A 15,307-nucleotide genomic window follows, 5' to 3' on the forward strand; every position below is an offset into this window, starting at 1 on the left:
CTCAGCCCCGCGGGTTTTCAGCGTGCCAGTCGATGGCAACCGCCGACAGTATTACCCACGCAAGGGGTGGAGCTTTCGCGGTTGATCAACCACTTGCCATCGACCTTGATCATCTCAAGCGTCTTCATGACACGGTCGTTGAAGATGTTCGAGCGATAGGTCTGCTCAAACTCGGCAAAGGCCCGTTCCTCGCCATCCATACGTACCTGGAGCTTGTCGACGGTGACCGAGATGCGCTCGCGCGGCGAGATCCGGGCGCGACGCAACTGGTCCCAGTCCTCGCGGGAAAGACCGCCATCCGGCGTGAAGGTCGGCGCATAGAAACCGGTGTAGGCCGAGTAATCCTTCGCCGACCAGGCCTCAGCCCAGGAACGTACCCGATTTTCGATATCGCCAACGGCAGTCTGCGGCACCAGTTCCTGCGGGGCCTGCGCCACCACCGGCGAACGCGGCGCGGTCATCATCTCGCGAGCCTTGGCATCGAGCGCATCGCGCGACGAGGCTTGCTGGGTGACGGCATCGGTCGGGCACAGCGAAGCCGCATCGACTTCGGCCAGTTCACCAGCGGTCGGTGTGTGGGTATCAAGCTTCTGCAGCCCCATGAATTCCAGCAGCGACCCCATGCCGGCATAGGTGCGCAGATAGGCCAGCGTCAGGTCGGTATCGGCATTGACTGCCGCACGCCGCGCCGACAGCAATTCATTCTCGGTATCCAGCAAGTCGAGCAAGGTGCGTTGGCCGACATTGAACTGGTCACGATAGGCATTGCGCGTCTTTTCCAGCAAGGCGACCTGGGTTGCCAGGTAGTTGGACTGTTCCTTCAGTCGCAGCACGTCGTTGTACGCGATCAGCAACGTCTGGCGCGTGTCGCGACAGGCCTTTTCACGCATTTCCACGGCCATGTGCTTGCGCTCCATGAACTGACGCTCACGCGCCCGATCCGAACCGCCATTGAACAGGTTCCAGCTGAACACCACCTCGGCCACGTTGTAATCGCGGTCGCCGCTGACACCCTGATAGTTGGAGGTGCTCTCGGTTCTGGCCCGCAGATCCACTCGGGGCGAGTAGGCCGAACGCTTGGCGGCGATGTCGTGCTGGGCGGCTTCGATATTCTCGATCGCCGCATGCAGCGTCGGATTGCGCTTGTGCAGGATGTCCAGTGCCGCCTTCGGGCTGGCCGGCAGTGCACTACCGACCAGGCTGGGCGGAACGATCACGTCGGGCGGCATGTTGCCGACCAGACGCTGATAGCGCGCGGATACATCATGCAGGTTGGCGGTTTCCGTGGTCAGGTTGACTTCGGCCAGGGCCAGACGGCTGCCCGCCTGTTCCAGATCGACGCGACGCCCGACGCCCGACGCCGTACGCGCCTTCAACTGCTCATGCGTGGCCTTGTGGCGGATGTAGTTGTCTTCGGCGAGATCGACCAGGAAACGGTAGCGCAGCACATCGAGATAGGCGCGGCTGGCTTCCAGGGCGACATTCTCGGAGGCTTCCAGCAGTTCGTAGTAACGGACCAGACGCGCCTTGTCGAGTTTGCGAACCTCGCTGCGCGTGGCAAACCCGTCGAACACCATCTGGTTCAGGGTCAGTGCGTAACCGCGCCGGGTATAGTCGTCCTTGACGTTCGTCGGCGGGGTCTTCAGGCTCTCGCGGCCGGTACCGGCCGTCAGGTCAACCCGCGGAAAATAACCGCCGCGTGCCACCCCGATTTCCTCGTCGGCCGCCTTGTAGTTACGCCACTTGGTCGTCACTTCCGGGCTCTTCAGCACTGCTTGCTGGGCAATCTCGCGCAGGGCCTGCTGCACCTCCGGGGAAGGCGCATTCTGGGCAAGAGCGGAGACGGGGAAAACCGCAACCGCCAGCAAAAAGGGAATTGTCCTGATTTTCATATTTATCACTCGCAAAGAACCTTCGTCACCCATTCTGTCGCACGCGCTCCGGCGCACTCTGACCCAATGGACCCTCTATTGGAAATAGAACAGCTTTTCTCGATTCTAGATTAACAATCATGCGGGAATGTAAGACTTGGTAAAGACAAGGGATAAGCCACTCCCACAAGCCGCACGGAATATAACAATGTCATATATTGAAGACAATCGTGAATTTTCTCCATCAATTCACACGCTCCAGTTTCCGATACAAGGTCCGGGTGCTGATTCCGAGTTGCCTGGCCAGCGCATCCATATCACCGCCGTGCGTCTGCCTGGACCACTTGAGATAGCGTTTTTCCAGCGTTTCCAGATCAATCAGGCCATCCACCCGAAAACCGCTCGCGGCATCCCGCTCGGCCGGCTGAACCAGCGGCGGATCGGTCATTTCAAGAAGATGGCCGACATCGATGGCATCGCCGTCGGCAAGCAGGGAAGCACGCTCGATCAGATTGCGCAATTCGCGGATGTTGCCGCTGAACCGCTGCACGGCAAGCCAGTCAAGCGCGGCCGCCGTGAAGTGCCGGCCCGGTTTGCGGTCAACCCGGGCCAGCAGCGATTCGGCCAGCAGGGGAATGTCCGAGCTACGCTCGTGCAATGCCGGCGTCCGGATCGGAAAGGTATTGATGCGGAAATACAGGTCGCGGCGAAAGCTTTCAGCCACCACCATGGCAGCAAGATCGCGGTGCGTCGCCGTGATCAGCCGGAAATCGGCCGGCAACCAGTCCAGGCCGCCAACCCGGCGATAGGTTCCGGTTTCGAGCAGGCGCAGCAGCTTGACCTGCAGCGAGAGCGGCAGTTCGCCGATTTCGTCGAGGAACAGGGTACCGCCCGAAGCCGCTTCGACCAAGCCCTGCTTGCGATGCGTGGCCCCGGTGAAGGCGCCTTTTTCATAACCGAACAACTCGGCCTCGAACAGGGTTTCCGTCATTCCCGCGCAATCGACCGCGACAAAAGGCCCTTCCTCCCGGGCACTGGCCTCATGAATGGCGTGCGCCACCAGTTCCTTGCCGGTCCCCGTCTCGCCGAGCAACAGGACCGCAGCGTCGGAAGGCGCAACCCGCATCATCTTTTCCAGCATGCTGCTGAATGCCGGCGAGCGTCCGACCAGCCCGCTGGTGGCCGCTCGACTGCTGGCCTGGCGCACCAGGCGCATGGTTTCGACGAAATAGGCAATTTCGCCGGTCTCATCACGAATCGGCGAAGTTTCGACCAGCACATGCTCCTCACCCCGGGGCGTGTGATGCAGGTGCAGGACCCGTTGCGGTTCACCCGCCTCCAGGCTGAGTTTGAGCGGGCAGGATTCGCCGGCCTGGTCGCACGGCACATTGAATCGATGCGAGACCTCGTAGCACGCTCGGCCGGCCAGCTCGCGCCCCCCGCCAAACTCGCGCGTATAGGCCGCATTGGCGGCAATGATCCGGTAATCGGCGCTCATTACGATACGTGGCTCAGGCAAACCATCGAGAAAGGAAATCAGCTCACTCAGGAAATGCGATGTCAAAACTGTCACCTCAGCCAATCAATGCTGCCGATTCTGACACAGCATTTCAAAAAACATCGAACAGCCGAACAAAACAAATTCCAAGCAGTTGATTTTTAATGAATCAAGCAACACACCCAAGCTGGCACGCAACTTGATATTAGTCATCCCGGAAACCGGGGTCACCTCCCACTGCTCAATGTGCTTTCCTTGGAGTTCTAGAGCTCACGGTGCGCCGGTCGGCTGGTCGCATATCCCCCTTAGTTCGCCCCGCAGGCTTGCTTCATGCGAATAGTCGGCAGACACGCCCACCCCGGTTTCCGACCATAACAACTAACAGGTGTAAAACAAAAATGACTCAAGCGGACGACCAGAACAAGCAGGAACCGGCAGTCGAAGTTTCACTCTACGAAAAACGCAAGAAAATCTACGCCAAGCGGGTACGCGGATTTTTCGATAACTGGCGCATCGTCCTGGTCCTGCTGACCCAGGTCATTTTCTACGGCGCCCCCTGGCTGGTCTGGAACGAACGGCAGGCCATCCTGTTCCATCTGGTCGAGCGCAAGTTCTACCTCTTTGGCCTGGTCTTCTGGCCTCAGGACGTCATCTACCTGGCCGTCCTGCTGATCATCTCGGCCTACGCGCTGTTCCTGGTCACCGCCGTGGCCGGGCGGCTGTTCTGCGGCTACGCCTGCCCGCAGACCGTCTATACCCAGTTGTTCATGTGGATCGAAAACTGGGTCGAGGGCGACCGCAATGCCCGGATGAAACTGGACAAGGCGCCGATGGATGCACGCAAGCTGCGCATCAAGGCGACCAAGTTCCTGCTCTGGGGCATCCTGTCGCTATGGACCGGCTTCACGCTGGTCGGCTACTTCACGCCGATGGACGAACTGATCAACAACGTCCTGACCAACAACCTCGGCCCCTGGGAAACCCTGTGGATCTTCCTCTACGGCGGCTTCACCTTCCTGTTCGCCGGTTTCATGCGCGAACAGGTGTGCAAGTACATGTGTCCGTATGCCCGTTTCCAGAGCGTGATGTTCGACCCGGACACGCTGATCATCACCTACGATCCGGCTCGCGGCGAACCGCGCGGCGTGCGCAAGAAAAGCACCGACACCAGCAAGTTGGGCGACTGCGTCGATTGTGGTCAGTGCGTGGTGGTCTGCCCGACCGGTATCGACATCCGCAACGGCCTGCAGTATGAATGCATCGGTTGCGCCGCCTGCATCGACGTCTGCGACCAGGTCATGGACAAGGTCGGGCTGCCGCGCGGCCTGGTCCGCTACTCGACCGAAAATGCCATGGCCAAACAGGAATCGAAGGCCGACATCCTCAGCCACATGATCCGGCCGCGCGTCCTGGTCTACACCGCCATCCTGATCCTGATCACGATCATTGCCGGCTACTTCCTGGTCAACCGCATCCCGCTGAAGATGGACATCATCCGCGACCGCTCGACGCTCGCCCGCGAGGCGGACGACGGCAGCATCGAGAACGTCTTCATGCTGCAGATCATGAACACCACCGAATCGCCGCAGCGCTACAAACTGGCCGTCGACGGTCTCGACGGCCTCAAGATCAGCGGCGAAGACACGGTCGACGCCAAGGCTGCCGGACTGACCTCGTTCAACGTCGTGGTTGCGGCGCCGCCGGAATCGGGCAAACGCGGCTCCAACCCGATCCATTTCACCATCACCGCCGAGGGCAATGCCGACATTAGCCTGCGGGAGAAAGCCTCTTTCCTCCTGCCCTGACGCCAAACAGGGCAGACTCCGCTTGGGCGGGCGCTAGTCGCCCGCCTTTTTTTCCTGCGCTCCCGGCCCAGGAAGTCCCCCCAGGCCATCATGGGTGCGGCTGAAAGATAGCGCCGCTCATTACCCCGCGCACGGTTCGCCACAGGGTCAGCGACCAGAAACCGCACAACATGAGCCAGGCCAGCACGCCGATCACCAGCATGCTGCTCCAGCCGAAAATCTTGTACAGCCGCAGGCTCTCCACGGCGAACGCCCCCAGCGGAAAAGTAAACCCCCACCAGGAAAGCGCGAACGGCAATTGCCCCGCAGCCTTGGCCGACCAGGTCAGCAGGCTGGCCATCACCAGCCACCAGACACCAAAGCCCCAGACCAGCGCCATCAGCACCGCCGCAATCTCGCGCACGACCGGGAAGGGAAAATGTTCGGCCAGGTTCATGAAACTGACCGGGATGACGCCGATCGGCGCCAGATGAATCCACACCGTCGGCGTCAGGATGCCCTGCGCCGGCTTGTGCAGGTACTTGCGCTGCAGGGTCAGGCCGAGCAGACCGAGGTACATCATGCTGCCCGCGCCGAGGCCGACAATATTGGCCGTCAAGGCCCATTCGCGTAGCGCCCCGTCCATGTGCACGAGCAGCGGACCACCGGCCAGCGGCATGACCACCAGACCAACCGCCGGGATGAATTTGGCCGGCGTCACATGATCGAGCGCCACATGCTCGCCGCGAAACATGAAGAAGAGCACGGCAAAACTGAACACGAAATGCAGGATGACACCTGCCCACCAGAAGAAGAGCGCCGCACCGACATAGGGACCGAACTGCACCCACTGGGCTGCCAGCACCAGCAGGGCAATCGAAAAGGTCGGATAGAAATTGGCCTGCACCGGATGCTGCAGGGTCTGCATCGCCGCCTGGGGAAAACGCAACCAGCGGGTCTGCCAGGGCACGGCGAGCAGCGCGAAAAGGAACACATTGAACCAGTGCAGCACTTCCGCCGGACCGACCAGCGGCGGCCACCAGGCCGACAGGGCCAGGGTGCTCATGGACAGCACGCCGGTGCCCATGACGGCGGCGAACCAGCCGGGGGCAAAACTGCGGGAAATCGAGGAAAAACTGGGGTAGGACATGGCTGTTCCCGGCATGCGCCATACTATTAGGATTCGCTTATTTTAACCCGACACACACCCGCAAGGGCGCGCGCTATACTGACCAAAACAACATATACCAATCCGGAGGGAGACCCGACACCGGGCAACACGCATGGACACCCTGTTCCTGCTCGCGCTGGCAACCGTCGTCGTCGTCCTGGTGTTCGATTACACCAACGGCTTCCATGACGCGGCCAACATCGTCGCCACGGTCATTGCCTCGCGGGCGATGACCCCGGCGCAGGCTGTCATCGTTGTCGGCGTCTTCGAATTCCTCGGCCCCCTGCTCGGCGGCACGGCGGTTGCCAACACCATCGGCAAGTTCGTCGAACTCGGCGGCATCCTGCCGCTGCTGTCACTGGCGATGCTGCTGTGCGGCCTGATCGGCGCCATCGTGTGGAATCTCGGCACCTGGTATTTCGGCATTCCCTCGTCGTCGTCGCACGCCCTGGTCGGCGGCCTGATCGGCGCGGTCGTCGTCGGGGTCGGGGTCGATCATGTGGTCTGGGGCTTCCAGGAGTTGCTCGACGGACGGCTGGCCGGCATCGTCAAGGTCCTGGCGGCGCTGATCCTGTCGCCGCTGATCGGTTTCTGGGTCGGTTTCGCCATTCACCGCATCCTCAGCGTCCTGCTCCGGGCAGCCACGCCGGCTGCCAACCGTCACCTGCGTTTTGCCCAGTTCTTCACCGCCGCCGGGCTGGCCTTCGCCCACGGCGCCAACGACGCGCAGAAAAGCATGGGCATCCTGACCCTGGTGCTGCTGCTCGGCGGTTTCATCCCGCACTTTGCCGTGCCGTTCTGGGTCATGCTCGCCTGCGCCACGGCGATGACCCTGGGCATCCTCTCCGGTGGATGGCGCATCGTGCGCACGCTGGGTTTCGCCATCTACCGCGTCCGCCCGATCCATGCCCTCGGCTCGCAACTGACCTCCGGCCTGGTGATCATGAGCGCCTCGCTGGGCGGCGCGCCGGTATCGACGACGCACATCGTCGCCACCTCGATCATGGGCATCGGCGCCTCCGAACGCCCGCGCGCGGTGCGCTGGGCCAAGGCCAAGGACATCGCCACCACCTGGCTGATCACCATTCCCGGCGCCGCCCTGGTCGCCATCCTGGCCTATGCGCTGGTCAATCTTTTCCTCGGAGCCAAGCCATGAGCAACGCTACCGCCTCGCCCTCGCTGCTGTCCCGCCTGCTCGGCCGATTCTTCCCGAAAATGCCCGACTTTTTCGGCATGCTCGTCGAACAGTGCCGGCAGGTCGGCAAGACCACCGGGCTGCTGGTCGAATTCATGGAAAACGCCGATCACGACATCGGCAAGCAGATCCGCAAGGACGAGCACGAAGCCGACCGGGTCAAGATCCACAACCTGCACACGCTGAACGAGGCCTTCTCGACGCCGATCGACCGCGAGGATCTCTACCGCGCGATCATGGACCTCGACGAGGTGGTCAATTACTGCAAGACGACGGTCAGCGAAATGGAGGTGCTCGGCCTGCAGCCCGACAAGCACTGCCTGGAGATGGCGATGCACATCAAACTCGGCACCGACGCGCTGTTACAGGGCTTCAGCCGCCTGGCGACGGCCCCGGCAGAGGCGGCCAACGACGCCGACGCCGCACGCAAGGCCGAACGCCGGGTGGAAAAGGCCTACCGGCGTGCCATCGCCGACCTCTTCCAGGGCGACAACTACATCCACATGTTCAAGCAACGCGAAATCTACCGCCACCTGGCCAACGCTGCCGACCGCATGGCCCACTGCGCCAACACACTGCACGACATCGTGGTCAAGATGTGCTGAGCCGACGATGCAGACCCTTGCCTGCTGGCTGCTGAAACGTCTCGGCTGGACCCTGATCGAGCCAGCTGAACGCCCACCCCGGACGGTACTGATTGCTTATCCGCACACCTCGAACTGGGACGCGCTCTACGCGCTGCTGGCGCGCCAGGGACTGGCGCTGGCGGCGCACTGGGCGGCCAAGGATGCCCTCTTCCGCTGGCCTTTCGGCGGCCTGCTGCGCCGCCTCGGCGGGGTCGCGGTGAACCGGCGCCAGCGCACCGGTTTTGTCGACCAGATGGCCGACGAATTCGCCCGCCGCCAGCGCTTCATGCTGGTCCTGGCACCGGAAGGCACGCGCAGCCTGACCGCCGGCTGGAAGAGCGGTTTCTACCGCATCGCCCTGGCGGCGCAGGTGCCGGTCGGGCTGGGCTTCATCGATTACGCCAGGCGCCGGGTCGGCATCCTCGCCTACATCACCCTGAGTGGCGATCCGGCGCAGGACATGGCGACGATAGCCGGGCATTACCGCGAGCATTGCGGCAAACACCCCGAACTCGCCTCGCCGATCCGCTGGCTGGACTAAGTAAGCGCTACTCGGCCAGCAGCTCGATTTCCTCGCCGGCAAAAACGACGCGCTGACCGGGCCGTAGCTTGGCCCGCTTGCGGGTGTCGACCTGGCCGTCGACCGTCACCTGGCCGTCGGCGATCGCTGCATGCGCGGCGCCGCCGGATTCGCACAGGCCGGTGGCTTTGAGCAACTGGTCGAGCTGGATGTGGTCGCCGCGCACGGCAAATTGAATACTCATGAATTTTCCCCGATCACGATCAGATGGACCCGGCACGGCCCATGGGCGCCGAGGACGATGGTTTGTTCGATGTCGCCGGTGCGCGACGGCCCGGAAACGAAGTTGACGGCCCGCGGCAAGGCACCGCGTTCGGCCTTGAGCAAGGCAAACGCGTCTTCCATGGTGGCAACGACGCGCGCCGCCGGCACCAGCGCGATATGGGTTTCCGGCAGCAGGCTGACCGAAGCCGGCGTCACCGGACCGGACAGCAGCATCAAGGTACCGGTTTCGGCGATGGCGCAGAAGCAGCCGGAAATGCCGACCGGGTCGGCATCGACCGCCACGCCGCTGCGGCAGGACAAGCCCGCCTCGGCCCAGTCGAGCCCGGCGACGTCGAGCGCAGTCACCGCCTGCAGGGGCAGTTGCCGGGCGCTCAGCCACTCGGCGACATGCGCCGGCACGGCGGCGTAGCCGTCGACGCGGGCAACCGTACTGGCCAGCGATTCCGCCTTGGCACAGAAACGCTCGACCAGATCGCCGACCAGGGTCGGCTGCGGCCCCGCCTGCCCGGCTTGCAGGCGTGCCAGAGCCGCCGCGCGGCGGGCACCGGCATCGCCCTTGCCGACACCGGCGCGAACACGGGCAAGGATGTCGTCGCGCGCGCTCATGTGACCACGTTCCTCGGCTGACCGGCGACGAAGGCCTCGATGTTGTCGATCAACTGATCGGCCAGCGCCTGCATCGCCGGCCGACTGGCCCAGGCGACGTGCGGAGTGAGGATGAAGTTGGGCAAGGCGAGCAGGGCCGGATCGAGCATGGGGTGACCGACCGGCGGAGGTTCGGCGGTGACCACGTCGAAACCGGCACCGGCAATCCAGCCTTCGCGCAGCGCGCGAATCAGTGCCGCTTCGTCGACGATGCCGCCGCGTGCGGTGTTGATCAGCAGGGCCGAGCGCTTCATCGCGCGCAGTTCCGGCTCGCCGATCAGGTGGTGGGTGGCCTCGCTCAACGGGCAATGCAGGCTGATCGCGTCGGCCTGCGCCAGTACCTCGGCGAAAGCGGTATAGCCGGGACGGACGCCATCCGCCCCCTTGCGTTCGGCGCGCAGCACGCGCATGCCGAAGGCTTCGCCAAGCCGGACGACGCCATTGCCGAGACTGCCGGCACCAACGACGCCGAGCGTCGCCCCGTGCAGGTCGCGGATCGGGTGATCGAACAGGCAGAATTGCGTCGCCTGTTGCCAGCGCCCGGCCTGCACCGTTTCGCGCCAGGCGAACAGATTGCGCGACAGCCCCAGCAACAGCGCGAAGACATGCTCGGGCACGGTCTGTTCGGCGTAGCCGCGGATGTTGCTGACGACGATGCCGCGCCGGCGACAGGCGTCGAGATCGACGACATTGGTGCCGGTTGCCGCCACCGCGACCATCTTCAGGTCGGGCAGGCTGTCGATCACCGCGCCCGGCAGCGGCACCTTGTTGACGATGGCGATACTCGCCCCGCGCAGGCGCTCGGCCACCTGATCGGCGGTCGTCGCCGGGTACTCGACCCACGCATGGGCGAACGCCGGCCGCCGGACGGTGGCGATCATCGATGCCTGTTCGAGATAGACGATGCGTTCCATCAGCCGACCGTGACGAACGCCGTTCCGTGTTTCGCCGCCAGCTCGCCGACCTGGGCGCCCAGCGCCGAAGCACCGGCGTACACCAGGTAATCGACGCCGGCCGCGCACAAGCCTTCGATGGCCGGGCCGTCGCCGTGGACAAGGTTGAGCACGCCGGCCGGCCAGTCGTTGCGGGTCGCCAGTTCGCACAGGGCGAAAGCCGCCGACGGCGCTTTCGGACTCGGTTTGACGACCAGGGTCGCACCGGCCAGCAGGGCCGGCACGGCGGCGGCGACCAGACCGGCGAGCGGCTGGCTGTCGTCGACGACCAGCGCCGCCACCCCGGTTTCCCCCACCGACATCGCGCGCAAACCGGCGACGGTGGCCGTCACTTCGGCGCTTGCCAGGTCGTCGGTACGACCGCTGTCCTGGCTGAGCAATTTGGCGAAATGACCGGCGTAGCGCTCGAGGGCATCGGCCAAGCGGGCGAGACAGAGCTGACGCGCCGACGGCCCCAAGTCCGCCCAGGCGCCCTGGGCATCGCGCGCGGCTGCGACGGCCTGCGCCGCTTCGTCGGCACCGCACATCGGCACCCGGTGACGAGCCTGCCCGGTCGCCGGATTGACCACGTCGAAGAAACGCTCGCCCACCGTCAGGTAGGCGCGGCCGTTGATCCAGAGGGGAATGGCCATCGGGCCTTCGGGTGCGAATTCCATTGTCAGTCTCTCTTGCTTGCAGCGTATTGTTCGAAAAAGGTCTTGCCACCGCCGGCCACCGGCAGATCGCGCGCCGTCGTCCAGCCCGGCGCAAAACCGAGAATGCGGATACGGCCCTCGCCGTCGGCCAGCCAGTTCAGGTAGCGGGCGGCGATCCGGGTCAGCGCCCGGTACAGCGCCGGCCGGCCAGCAACCCAGGCCCAGGCGCGCAGACCGAGGCGTTCGCCCCAGGGGCGCAGGCCGCGCCGCTGCTGTTCCTGGCGCAGGCCGTGCATCAGTTCGGGCAGCGGAATGCGCACCGGACAGACGCTCGAACACTGGCGGCAGCCGGTCGACGCGTGCGGCAGGTCGAGCGCGTTCTCGATGCCGGTATAGAGCGGCGTCAGCACCGAACCCATCGGCCCCGGATAGACCCAGCCGTAGGCATGGCCGCCGAGCGAGAAATACACCGGGCAGTGGTTCATGCAGGCGCCGCAGCGGATGCAGCGCAGGATGTCCTGGTAGTGCGACCCGACGACGTCGGCACGGCCGTTATCGACCAGAATGAAGACGGTCTTGGTCGGCCCTTCTGTTTCGTCGTCAGCGCGCGTGCCGGTCAGCAGCGAGACGTAGTTGGAGATCGTCTGGCCGGTCGCCGAACGCGGCAGCAGGCGCATCAAGGTCGCGAAATCCTGCAGCGTCGGCACCACCTTCTCGATGCCGGTGATCACCACGTGCACGCGCGGCAGCGTCGTCACCATGCGGCCATTGCCTTCATTGGTGACCAAGGCCGCGGTACCGGTCTCGGCGATCAGGAAATTGGCGCCGGAAATGCCCATGTCGGCCGACAGGAAGTGCTGGCGCAGGACACCACGCGCCTCGCGGGTCAGCGCCGGGATGTCGGCGGAAGTCCGCGCCTCTTGCGGTCGGCCGTGCTTCTCGGCGAATAGCGCCTCGACTTCCTGCAGCGTCTTGTGCACCGCCGGCGCGATGATGTGCGACGGCGCCTCGCCGGCGAGCTGGATGATGTACTCGCCGAGATCGGTCTCGACCGGCTCGATGCCGGCAGCGGCCAGCGCGTCGTTGAGATGCGCTTCTTCGGAGAGCATCGACTTCGACTTGGTCACCTTCTTGACGCCATGACGGCGGGCGACATCGATCACCAGATCGCAGATTTCGCCGCCGTCGCGCGCCCACAGCACTTCGGCACCGCGCGCGCGGGCGTTTTCCTCGAAGATTTCGAGCCACACGTCGAGGTCGTTCAACGCCCGGTCGCGGATGCCGGCGCAGGCCTCGCGCAATTGTTCGAATTCGAGGCCGTCGTCGGGCAGCGCCGCCATCGCCTTAGCGCGCTTGCCGGAAAACAGCGGCTTGGCCTTCTGCAGCGCTTGCTGCAGCACCGGGTTGCGCACCTTGTCGGCGGCGCGGGCGGTGAAATGCATCGCCTGCGAGTGACGGGCGTTGCCGTTCATGGCTTCGTTTCCCCGGCCAGCACTTCGGCGAAGTGCAGCACCCGCGTCGTCTCGTCGCCGCGCCGACGCAAGCGCCCCTCGATGTTGAGCAGGCAGCCAAGATCGCCGCCGACCACCGCATCGGCGCCGGCAGCGGCAATCGACTCGCACTTGCGGTCGACGATGCGCGCCGAGACATCAGCATAGTTCTCGGCGAAGGCGCCGCCGAAGCCGCAGCATTCCTCACAGTCGGCCATCTCCTTCAGGCTCAGCCCGCGCACGCGGCCGAGCAGGGCACGTGGCTGCGCCTTGATGCCGAGACCGCGCAGGCCCTTGCAGGAATCGTGATAGGTGACGCTGCCGGCAAATTCACCGGGCGGCTCAAGCGGCTCGCCCTGGCCGGCGAGAAACTCGCTCAGTTCCTGGGTACGGGCGGCCAGCGCCCGGGCGCGCGGTCCCCAGACGGCATCGTCGGCGAACAGCTTGGGATAGGTCAGGCGAATCTGCTCGGCACAGGAACCGGAAGGAACGACCACCGCATCGTAATCTTCCAGTTCGACAATCGCCTTCTGCGCCAGGATTTCGGCCAGCGGCCGGTTGCCGGCGCTCCAGGCCGGCTGACCGCAGCAGGTCTGCGCCGGCGGAACGACGACGTCATTACCCGTTGCCGTCAGCAAACGCAGGGCGGCAAAGCCCACTGAGGGGCGCATCAGGTCAACGAGACAGGTAACGTATAAGGCGATCCGCATGTTAATATTGCGCCGCACAAGAAGGCAAAGTGGCTAATGCTACTCAAACCCCGCGAATAAAGGAATCCAGTTGTCAGAAGTTGCCGACGGCGCTACCAGAACGCCAGGTTCGATCCAGGTCATCGAGCGCATGATGTCGCTGCTCGACGCGCTTGCTCAGGTGCCGGATGCAGCCAGCCTCAAGCAACTGGCAACGGCGACCGAACTCCATCCGTCGACCGCCCACCGCATCCTCGCGGCGATGTGCAACGCCCGTTTCGTCGAGCGCCAGGATGCCGGCACTTACCGCCTGGGCATTCGCCTGCTCGAACTCGGCAACATCGTCAAATCGCGGATCAATGTCCGCGAAGTCGCCCTGCCCTTCATGCAGGAACTGCATGAAAAGATCGGCGAGGCAATCAACCTCGGCGCCCGTCACGACGACGAGATCGTCTATCTTGAGCGCACCTCATCGGGACGTTCGCTGGTTCGCGTCGTCTATCTGGTCGGCGGTCGTGCGCCGCTGCACCTGACTTCGCTGGGCAAGCTTTTTCTGGCCGCCGACGGCACCCAGAAGGTCCGTGACTACGCCCGCCGCACCGGCCTGCCGGGCAAGACGCCGCATTCGCTGACCACGCTCGAAGCGCTGGAAAAGGAACTGGACAAGGTTCGCCGCCACGGCATCGCCTACGACGACGAAGAGGCCGAACTAGGCCTCAAGTGCGTCGCCGCACCGATCCACGACGATGAAGGCCAGGTCGTTGCCGCGCTGTCGGTATCGGCCCCTGCCGATCGTCACAACCCGGAATGGGCGCGCCAGGTCCAGGAAACGGCCAACGCCGTCTCACAAGCCCTGGGCTACGTACACCACCGCAATTGATGCCTGCCGCCGGCAGGCTGGTCAGGCCGGCGTGGCGACCGGCTTCAGGCCGGCACTTTCCATCCAGCGCTTGATCCGGTTGGCGTCGCCAACGCGCGTCATCTTGCCCTGCGAATCGAGCAGCACGATGACCACCGGCTTGTCGGCAACCCAGGCCTGCATCACCAGGCAACGCCCGGCTTCGGAGATGTAACCGGTCTTCGACAGGCCGATCTGCCAGTTGTCGCTGCGAACCAGGGTATTGGTGTTGCCGAAGGTCTGGATGCGCCCGCTCAGCTCCAGCTTGGCCTCGGCCGTGGTCGAATACATGCGGATGTGCGGGTAACGTGCCGCGGCAGTCACCATGCGCGCCAGGTCGTGGGCGGTAGACACGTTGTTGCTCGACAGCCCGGTCGGCTCCTCGAAGCGCGTATCGAACATGCCCAGCGAGCGCGACTTGCGGTTCATGGCATCGACAAAAGCCCGCAAACCACCGGGATAGTGGCGACCGAGCGCATTGGCCGCGCGGTTTTCCGACGACATCAGCGCCAGCAACATCGCCGTTTCGCGGGTCATCGTCGTGCCCACTGGCAAACGCGAGCGGGTCCCCTTGAGATCGTCGATGTCGGCGCTGCTGATGGAAATCACTTCTTCCATGTCGAGACCGGCGTCGAGCACGACCATGGCGGTCATCAGTTTGGTGATCGAAGCGATGGGCACCACGGCGTCCGGCTGCTTCTCGACCAGCACCCGACCGCTGCTCTGATCCAGGACCAGGGCAGCCGAGGATTGAATGGCCAGACGGGTCGGATCATCGCTGACCGCAACATGGCGCACCGCGCCCTGATGCTTGGCGACGGTTTTCTTGGTCGTATTCTTCGCGGTCTTCTTCGCTTGCTTGGCGGAGGTCGAAGACTTTTTGGCGGACGACTGCTTGGGTTTGCTCGTCTGAGCTTCTGCCTTGTCCACGATAACCGGCAAAGGCGCCAGAACCAGCGCCAGGGATGTCAGCAGAAGCCACAGTTTTCGCCGCATGTAGAAACTCTCCAAGATTTGGCGGAATTTTATCCGAGTTTATCAGCCAAG

15 protein-coding genes are annotated in these 15,307 nt (G+C 64.1%); 5 read left to right on the top strand and 10 right to left on the bottom strand.

Translation table 11 applies throughout. The features are described from left to right. Nucleotides 1–17: 17 nt before the first annotated feature. A complete protein-coding gene (locus Q0799_RS05185; RefSeq protein WP_298395242.1) occupies nucleotides 18–1,892 on the bottom strand; it encodes a TolC family outer membrane protein in 1,875 nt (624 codons plus the stop codon). A gap of 223 nt (nucleotides 1,893–2,115) precedes the next feature. Then, nucleotides 2,116–3,369: a sigma 54-interacting transcriptional regulator gene (locus tag Q0799_RS05190; protein WP_298395245.1), complete on the bottom strand. Its 1,254-nt coding sequence runs from the start codon at nucleotides 3,367–3,369 to the stop codon at nucleotides 2,116–2,118. A 398-nt stretch (nucleotides 3,370–3,767) separates the two neighbouring features. On the opposite strand from Q0799_RS05190, the gene ccoG reads away from it, so the two are divergent. After that, the gene (gene ccoG / locus Q0799_RS05195; RefSeq protein ID WP_298395248.1) at nucleotides 3,768–5,174 is read left to right on the top strand and encodes a cytochrome c oxidase accessory protein CcoG; all 1,407 of its coding nucleotides are present in this window, start codon (nucleotides 3,768–3,770) and stop codon (nucleotides 5,172–5,174) included. An 88-nt stretch (nucleotides 5,175–5,262) separates the two neighbouring features. On the opposite strand, the gene Q0799_RS05200 is transcribed toward ccoG, so the two are convergent. Then, nucleotides 5,263–6,303, bottom strand: a complete 1,041-nt coding sequence (locus Q0799_RS05200; protein WP_298395251.1) for a C4-dicarboxylate ABC transporter — start codon at nucleotides 6,301–6,303, stop codon at nucleotides 5,263–5,265. Between the two features lie 133 nt (nucleotides 6,304–6,436). Here Q0799_RS05200 and Q0799_RS05205 point away from each other — a divergent pair, with 133 nt between their 5' ends. Genes Q0799_RS05205 through Q0799_RS05215 form a run of 3 tightly spaced genes read left to right on the top strand, consistent with a single transcriptional unit; the run spans nucleotide 6,437 to nucleotide 8,686 of the window. Continuing rightward, entirely contained in the window at nucleotides 6,437–7,480 is a 1,044-nt protein-coding gene (locus tag Q0799_RS05205; RefSeq protein ID WP_298395254.1) for an inorganic phosphate transporter, read from the top strand. Then, complete coding sequence (locus tag Q0799_RS05210; protein ID WP_028995097.1) at nucleotides 7,477–8,124, top strand: DUF47 family protein; 648 nt, start codon at nucleotides 7,477–7,479, stop codon at nucleotides 8,122–8,124. Before Q0799_RS05205 ends, Q0799_RS05210 begins: the two co-directional genes overlap by 4 nt. 7 nt (nucleotides 8,125–8,131) lie before the next feature. Beyond that, nucleotides 8,132–8,686, top strand: coding sequence for a 1-acyl-sn-glycerol-3-phosphate acyltransferase (locus Q0799_RS05215; RefSeq protein ID WP_298395259.1), 555 nt, complete (start codon nucleotides 8,132–8,134; stop codon nucleotides 8,684–8,686). 7 nt (nucleotides 8,687–8,693) lie between these two features. On the opposite strand, the gene Q0799_RS05220 is transcribed toward Q0799_RS05215, so the two are convergent. Genes Q0799_RS05220 through Q0799_RS05245 form a run of 6 tightly spaced genes read right to left on the bottom strand, consistent with a single transcriptional unit; the run spans nucleotide 8,694 to nucleotide 13,383 of the window. Beyond that, entirely contained in the window at nucleotides 8,694–8,909 is a 216-nt protein-coding gene (locus tag Q0799_RS05220) for an RNA-binding S4 domain-containing protein (protein WP_298395262.1), read from the bottom strand. Then, the gene (locus Q0799_RS05225) at nucleotides 8,906–9,556 is read right to left on the bottom strand and encodes a lactate utilization protein (RefSeq protein WP_298395265.1); all 651 of its coding nucleotides are present in this window, start codon (nucleotides 9,554–9,556) and stop codon (nucleotides 8,906–8,908) included. Before Q0799_RS05225 ends, Q0799_RS05220 begins: the two co-directional genes overlap by 4 nt. Next, nucleotides 9,553–10,509, bottom strand: a complete 957-nt coding sequence (locus Q0799_RS05230) for a D-2-hydroxyacid dehydrogenase (protein ID WP_298395268.1) — start codon at nucleotides 10,507–10,509, stop codon at nucleotides 9,553–9,555. Before Q0799_RS05230 ends, Q0799_RS05225 begins: the two co-directional genes overlap by 4 nt. Further along, nucleotides 10,509–11,204, bottom strand: a complete 696-nt coding sequence (locus tag Q0799_RS05235) for an aldehyde dehydrogenase family protein (protein ID WP_298395271.1) — start codon at nucleotides 11,202–11,204, stop codon at nucleotides 10,509–10,511. Before Q0799_RS05235 ends, Q0799_RS05230 begins: the two co-directional genes overlap by 1 nt. Nucleotides 11,205–11,206: 2 nt before the next feature. Next, a complete protein-coding gene (locus Q0799_RS05240) occupies nucleotides 11,207–12,655 on the bottom strand; it encodes a lactate utilization protein B (RefSeq protein ID WP_298395274.1) in 1,449 nt (482 codons plus the stop codon). Continuing rightward, entirely contained in the window at nucleotides 12,652–13,383 is a 732-nt protein-coding gene (locus Q0799_RS05245) for a (Fe-S)-binding protein (protein WP_298395276.1), read from the bottom strand. Before Q0799_RS05245 ends, Q0799_RS05240 begins: the two co-directional genes overlap by 4 nt. 130 nt (nucleotides 13,384–13,513) lie before the next feature. Between Q0799_RS05245 and Q0799_RS05250 the strand changes: the two genes are divergently transcribed. Next, entirely contained in the window at nucleotides 13,514–14,242 is a 729-nt protein-coding gene (locus tag Q0799_RS05250; protein ID WP_298395370.1) for an IclR family transcriptional regulator, read from the top strand. A 21-nt stretch (nucleotides 14,243–14,263) separates the two neighbouring features. Here Q0799_RS05250 and pbpG read toward each other — a convergent pair whose 3' ends face one another. Further along, nucleotides 14,264–15,256 carry a D-alanyl-D-alanine endopeptidase gene (gene pbpG / locus Q0799_RS05255; protein WP_298395279.1) on the bottom strand — a complete coding sequence of 331 codons (993 nt, stop codon included), beginning with the start codon at nucleotides 15,254–15,256 and terminating at the stop codon, nucleotides 14,264–14,266. Nucleotides 15,257–15,307: the final 51 nt, after the last annotated feature.

Source organism: uncultured Azonexus sp. (genome assembly GCF_937982035.1).
GTDB lineage: Bacteria > Pseudomonadota > Gammaproteobacteria > Burkholderiales > Rhodocyclaceae > Azonexus.

Coding starts and splice junctions, on each gene's coding strand:
- Q0799_RS05185 (WP_298395242.1), bottom strand. CDS start 1,892: ATGAAAATCAGGACAATTCCCTTTTTGCTGGCGGTTGCGGTTTTCCCC.
- Q0799_RS05190 (WP_298395245.1), bottom strand. CDS start 3,369: ATGAGCGCCGATTACCGGATCATTGCCGCCAATGCGGCCTATACGCGC.
- ccoG (WP_298395248.1), top strand. CDS start 3,768: ATGACTCAAGCGGACGACCAGAACAAGCAGGAACCGGCAGTCGAAGTT.
- Q0799_RS05200 (WP_298395251.1), bottom strand. CDS start 6,303: ATGTCCTACCCCAGTTTTTCCTCGATTTCCCGCAGTTTTGCCCCCGGC.
- Q0799_RS05205 (WP_298395254.1), top strand. CDS start 6,437: ATGGACACCCTGTTCCTGCTCGCGCTGGCAACCGTCGTCGTCGTCCTG.
- Q0799_RS05210 (WP_028995097.1), top strand. CDS start 7,477: ATGAGCAACGCTACCGCCTCGCCCTCGCTGCTGTCCCGCCTGCTCGGC.
- Q0799_RS05215 (WP_298395259.1), top strand. CDS start 8,132: ATGCAGACCCTTGCCTGCTGGCTGCTGAAACGTCTCGGCTGGACCCTG.
- Q0799_RS05220 (WP_298395262.1), bottom strand. CDS start 8,909: ATGAGTATTCAATTTGCCGTGCGCGGCGACCACATCCAGCTCGACCAG.
- Q0799_RS05225 (WP_298395265.1), bottom strand. CDS start 9,556: ATGAGCGCGCGCGACGACATCCTTGCCCGTGTTCGCGCCGGTGTCGGC.
- Q0799_RS05230 (WP_298395268.1), bottom strand. CDS start 10,509: ATGGAACGCATCGTCTATCTCGAACAGGCATCGATGATCGCCACCGTC.
- Q0799_RS05235 (WP_298395271.1), bottom strand. CDS start 11,204: ATGGAATTCGCACCCGAAGGCCCGATGGCCATTCCCCTCTGGATCAAC.
- Q0799_RS05240 (WP_298395274.1), bottom strand. CDS start 12,655: ATGAACGGCAACGCCCGTCACTCGCAGGCGATGCATTTCACCGCCCGC.
- Q0799_RS05245 (WP_298395276.1), bottom strand. CDS start 13,383: ATGCGGATCGCCTTATACGTTACCTGTCTCGTTGACCTGATGCGCCCC.
- Q0799_RS05250 (WP_298395370.1), top strand. CDS start 13,514: ATGATGTCGCTGCTCGACGCGCTTGCTCAGGTGCCGGATGCAGCCAGC.
- pbpG (WP_298395279.1), bottom strand. CDS start 15,256: ATGCGGCGAAAACTGTGGCTTCTGCTGACATCCCTGGCGCTGGTTCTG.